Source organism: Achromobacter sp. UBA5777 (assembly GCF_002418565.1).
Taxonomy (GTDB): domain Bacteria; phylum Pseudomonadota; class Gammaproteobacteria; order Burkholderiales; family Burkholderiaceae_B; genus Achromobacter; species Achromobacter animicus.
The window spans coordinates 1-4,900 of the sequence record NZ_DIEJ01000272.1 but is presented as its reverse complement, the minus strand read 5'-3'; the positions used below and the strand labels follow the sequence as shown (position 1 = coordinate 4,900).

Annotated in this window: 5 protein-coding genes; all 5 read right to left on the bottom strand. The window is 63.9% G+C overall.

The genetic code is table 11. The annotated features are described in order from the left end of the window. The coding region (locus B3446_RS23380) for a response regulator (protein ID WP_291385763.1) at positions 1-437 on the bottom strand (437 nt) is incomplete at its 3' end. 22 nt (positions 438-459) lie between these two features. Next, positions 460-1,314 carry a CheR family methyltransferase gene (locus tag B3446_RS23375; protein WP_291385761.1) on the bottom strand — a complete coding sequence of 285 codons (855 nt, stop codon included), beginning with the start codon at positions 1,312-1,314 and terminating at the stop codon, positions 460-462. An 8-nt stretch (positions 1,315-1,322) separates the two neighbouring features. Beyond that, entirely contained in the window at positions 1,323-3,026 is a 1,704-nt protein-coding gene (locus tag B3446_RS23370) for a methyl-accepting chemotaxis protein (protein WP_175139608.1), read from the bottom strand. 93 nt (positions 3,027-3,119) lie between these two features. Then, positions 3,120-3,620, bottom strand: coding sequence for a chemotaxis protein CheW (gene cheW, locus B3446_RS23365; protein ID WP_129247084.1), 501 nt, complete (start codon positions 3,618-3,620; stop codon positions 3,120-3,122). Positions 3,621-3,637: 17 nt separating this feature from the next. Beyond that, the coding region (locus B3446_RS23360; protein ID WP_291385754.1) for a chemotaxis protein CheW at positions 3,638-4,900 on the bottom strand (1,263 nt) is incomplete at its 5' end.

Below are 4,900 nucleotides of genomic sequence, written 5' to 3'. Positions count from 1 at the left end.
GCGGCAGCCGCCGCATGCGGCGTGGGCGCGCGCAGCTTGGCGCGCGACGCGGCGCGGATCTTGTCGGCGATGAGTTCCGTGTATTCGAGCAGGCCGTCGCGGATGCCCAGTTTGGGCTTGGTCACGAAATCGATGGCGCCCAATTCAAGCGCGCGCAGCGTGATTTCGCCGCCGCGCTCGGTCAGCGACGACACCATCACGACCGGCATCGGACGCAGGCGCATCAGCTTTTCCAGGAAATCCAGCCCGTCCATGCGGGGCATTTCCACGTCCAGCGTCAGCACCTCGGGGTTGTGACGCTTGATAAGGTCGCGCGCCACCAGCGGATCGGGCGCGGTCGCAACCACTTCCATATCCGGCTGGCTATTGATGATTTCGGTCATCAAGCCGCGCACAAGCGCGGAGTCATCCACACACAAAACGCTTATTTTCTTCATCTTGTTTGCTGCCCTGGCCCTTTCAGGCCTTATTTGCGCATTCGTAGACTGTCTGCCCGCGCAGACGGAAATCCCGGCTGATGTACGTGAAGTTCTCGGAGTGGCCGGCAAACAGCAGGCCGCCCGGCTTCATGAGGGGCACGAACCGCTCCAGGATCTTGGCCTGGGTCGGCTTGTCGAAATAGATCATGATGTTGCGGCAGAAGATCACGTCGAACTTTTCGGTGATCCCCCACGACGGCGACAAGAGGTTCAGCGTTTCGTAACGCACCATCTCGGCGATCTCGGGTCGTACCCGCACATGCCCTTCGTTCGCGCCCCGCCCTTTCAGGAAGAAGCGGCGCAGGCGCTCGCTTTCCATCTTCGAGACGCGTTCGTTCGGATAGACGCCCGTGCGCGCGCGATTCAGCACGCTGGTGTCGATGTCGGTGGCCAGCACGGTCGAGCCGGCGGCCCGTGGGCCCAGGGCTTCGGTCAGCGTAATGGCGATCGAGTAAGGCTCTTCGCCCGTCGAGGCTGCACAACACCACACCGAAACGGGTCCCCCGCGCTTCTTCGCGAAGTCCGCCAGGATCGGAAAGTGATGCGATTCACGGAAAAACGCGGTCAGGTTCGTCGTGAGCGCGTTGATGAAGTCTTCCCATTCCGCGGCGTCGGGCTCGTTTTCCAGGCTGTCCAGATAACTGCCGAAATCCTGCCCGCCCAACGCCCGCAGGCGGCGCGCAAGGCGGCTGTAGACCATCTCGCGCTTGTGCGTGCCCAGCGAAATGCCGGCGCGCGCGTGGATCATCTTGCGGACGCGGGAAAAGTCCGCGTCACGGAAATCAAACTGGCGGTCCACAGAAATGGACGGGGCCGTATTCGCCGAAGTTGCCACGCGTATCCTCAGCGTCCCAGAGCAGGCGCATCGGGCGCGTGCAGGCGGGCGTCGTCATAGGTGGCGTGCACCGATGACAGACGATGCGCCGGCACTTCGATGACCTCGCCCGTATTGATCTTGAACACGGCCACGGCTTCGGCCAGGCGCTGCGCCTGTTCCTGCAGCGAGCCGGCGGCGGCCGCGGCCTCTTCCACCAACGCCGCGTTCTGCTGCGTCACTTCATCCATCTGCGACACGGCGCGGTTCACTTGGTCGATGCCGCTGGACTGCTCTTCGGACGCTGCCGAGATCTCGCCCATGATGTCCGTCACGCGCTTCACCGAGGCCACGATTTCCTGCATCGTGGAACCGGCGCGTTCGACCTGCTGCGAACCCGCGCCCACCTTGGTCACGGAGTCTTCGATCAGGCCCTTGATTTCCTTGGCGGCCTGGGCGCTGCGCTGCGCCAGCGAACGCACTTCGCCCGCCACCACCGCAAAGCCCTTGCCCTGCTCACCGGCGCGCGCGGCTTCCACCGCGGCGTTCAGCGCCAGGATGTTGGTCTGGAACGCGATGCCGTCGATCACCGACACGATTTCCGAGATCTTGCGCGAGCTTGCCGAGATGCCTTCCATGGTGTGCACCACTTCCGACACTGCCGCGCCACCGCGCTCGGCCACGTCCGACGCGCTGGCGGCCAGTTGATTGGCCTGGCGCGCGTTGTCCGCGTTCTGCTTGACGGTCGACGCCAGCTCTTCCATCGAGGCGGCGGTCTCTTCCAGCGAAGCGGCCTGCTGCTCCGTGCGGCTGGACAGGTCCGTGTTTCCGGCCGCGATCTCGTGCGAGCCCACGTTGATTTCATCGACACCGCGGCGCACCGAGGCCACCGTGCGGGTCAGGCTTTCCTGCATGCGCTTGAGCGCCGCGAACAGCTGGCCGATTTCATTGGTGTTGCTGGCTTCCACGCGCGCCGTCAGGTCGCCGCCGGCAATGCGGTCGAAATGGTGGCCGGCTTCCTTGAGCGGCTGCAGCACGCGGCGGCGCAGGAAAACGTAAGTGGCAAACACCAGCAGCGCCGCGATGATGCCGCCGGCGCTGACGGCCATCAGCACAAACTGGTAGCGCACTTGCGCCACTTCGAACGCGTCCGTCATCTTGCTGGCGCGCCAGAAGTCAAAGCCTTCGACGGCGCGCGCAAAGCGGCCTTCCAGGGCGTCCTGCACCTTCTGGATCTGCGTCTGGTAAGCCGGCATGTCGGCCTTTTCCAGTGCGGCGACCAACGGTGCGACACCCTGCTGCACCAGCGCCGCATAGGAGTCGTCGATTTCCTTAAGGGCCTCGGCGGCTTCGGCCGGCCGTGGCAGGGTCTTGAAGAAATCGAACTCGGCCTGGCCCTTGTTCAGCGAAGCCTTGGCACGTTCCAGCAGGCCGGCGGCCTCGCTGGACAGACCTTGCGCCAGCAGGGTCGGCTGACCCACGCTGCGCACGATGTCCGCATAGTTCAGGGTCGCGGCACGGGCCAGGCCGTTCAGCGTGTCCTTGTGGCTCAGCACGACGCGGTTGACGGCGTCGTTCAATTCCTGCGATTGCTTGATCTCGGCCAGCGTCCCATTGCTGATGCGCAACGACAACACGCCCAGCGCGGCACCAATCACCAACATGAATGAGAAGAACGCCAGCACCCACAACAGGCTGCTGCGTATCGTCATGTTCGCGAAAAACTTGCGCATCACAAGAACCATCCCTTGACTGCAATCGTTAAAGGAAAGCGCCACATCGCGATCAATATGGCGCCTTTACCCCGCATTCCGGCCAGACTCCGATCAGGAGGCGACCTTCTCCACCAGCGCCATTTCGTCGCTGGTCATCAGCTTTTCAATGTCCACCAGGATCAGCATGCGCTCATCCACGGTGCCCAGGCCGGTCAGGTACTCGGTCGACAGCGTGGCGCCGAACTCGGGCGCCGGACGAACCTGGCCCGAATTGAGCATCAGCACGTCCGACACGCCGTCCACCACGATGCCCACGACGCGGCGGTCGAGGTTGAGGATGATGACGACGGTCTGCTCGTTGTAGTCGACGCGGCCGAGGTTGAACTTGATGCGCAGGTCGACGATCGGCACGATGATGCCGCGCAGGTTCGTCACGCCCTTGATGAACGGCGGGACGTTTGCGATGCGGGTAACCGTGTCGGCGTCGTAGCCGCGGATTTCCTGCACCTTCAGGATGTCGATCCCGTATTCCTCGTCGCCCAGCGTGAAGACCAGGAACTCGCTGCCGACATCTTCATTGCGCGCGGCTTGCGCTTGCGGTTTGGCTGCCATGATTTTTTAGTGCTCCATCAATTCAGAACGGCTTCGGGCTGCGACCAGCGCTCCCGGTTGGCGCGCGCGAGCGCAAATACGTCGACAATCAGGGCCACGCTGCCATCGCCAAGAATGGTGGCGGCGGAAATGCCCGGGACCTTGCGGTAATTCGATTCCAGATTCTTGACCACGACCTGATGCTGTCCGATCAGGTGATCGACCAGCAGCGCAAAGCGCCGGTCCTCGGCCTGCATGATGACGGCGATCGCCTGCGTGGGGTCGGTCTGGGCCTCGCCCACCGAGAACACGCGGTGCATCTCGACCAGCGGCAGGTATTCGCCACGCACGTGCATGACGCGCTCGTTGCCGGCAACCGAGTAGATCTGGTCGTTGGTGGGCTGCAGCGATTCGGTGACGTGGTTCAGCGGCAGGATGAAGGTCTCTTCACCGACGCGCACCGACATGCCGTCCAGAATGGCCAGGGTCAGCGGCAGCACGATGCGGGTCGTGGTGCCGTTGCCCGGCTCGCACGACAGCTGCACGTGGCCGCCCATGTCCTGGATGTTCCGGCGCACCACGTCCATGCCCACGCCGCGGCCGGAAATGTCCGTGACCTTTTCGGCCGTGGAGAAGCCGGGCGCAAAAATCAACTGCCAGATCTCGTCGTCGGGCGAGTTCTCGTTGACGGCCAGGCCTTGCGCCATGGCCTTCTTCAGAATCTTCTCGCGGCTCAGGCCACCACCGTCGTCGCTGACTTCGATGACGATGTTGCCGCCGTTGTGCTGCGCGGACAGCACCAGCTGGCCAACCGGATCCTTGCCGGCGGCGATACGCTTTTCGGGCGTTTCGATGCCGTGGTCCAGGCTGTTTCGCACCAGGTGGGTCAGCGGGTCGATGATGCGTTCGATCAGGCTCTTGTCCAGCTCGGTCGCGCGGCCGTACGTTTGCAGTTCGATCTGCTTGCCCATCTTGCCGGCGATATCGCGCACCAGGCGCGGGAAGCGGCTGAACACGTAATCCATCGGCATCATGCGGATCGACATGACGGCTTCCTGCAGGTCGCGCGCATTGCGCTCCAACTGCTCCATGCCGTTCAGCAGGCGATCGTGCAGCACCGGATCCAGCGTGGAGGCGGTCTGCGCCAGCATGGCTTGCGTGATGACCAGTTCGCCCACCAGGTTGATGACCTGGTCGACTTTTTCAACGCCGACGCGGATCGAGGTCGATTCCTTGTCTGCGTGGGCGGCGGAAGCGGCCGGTCGGGCGGCGGCACGGGCGGCCGGCGCGGCAGCGTCGGC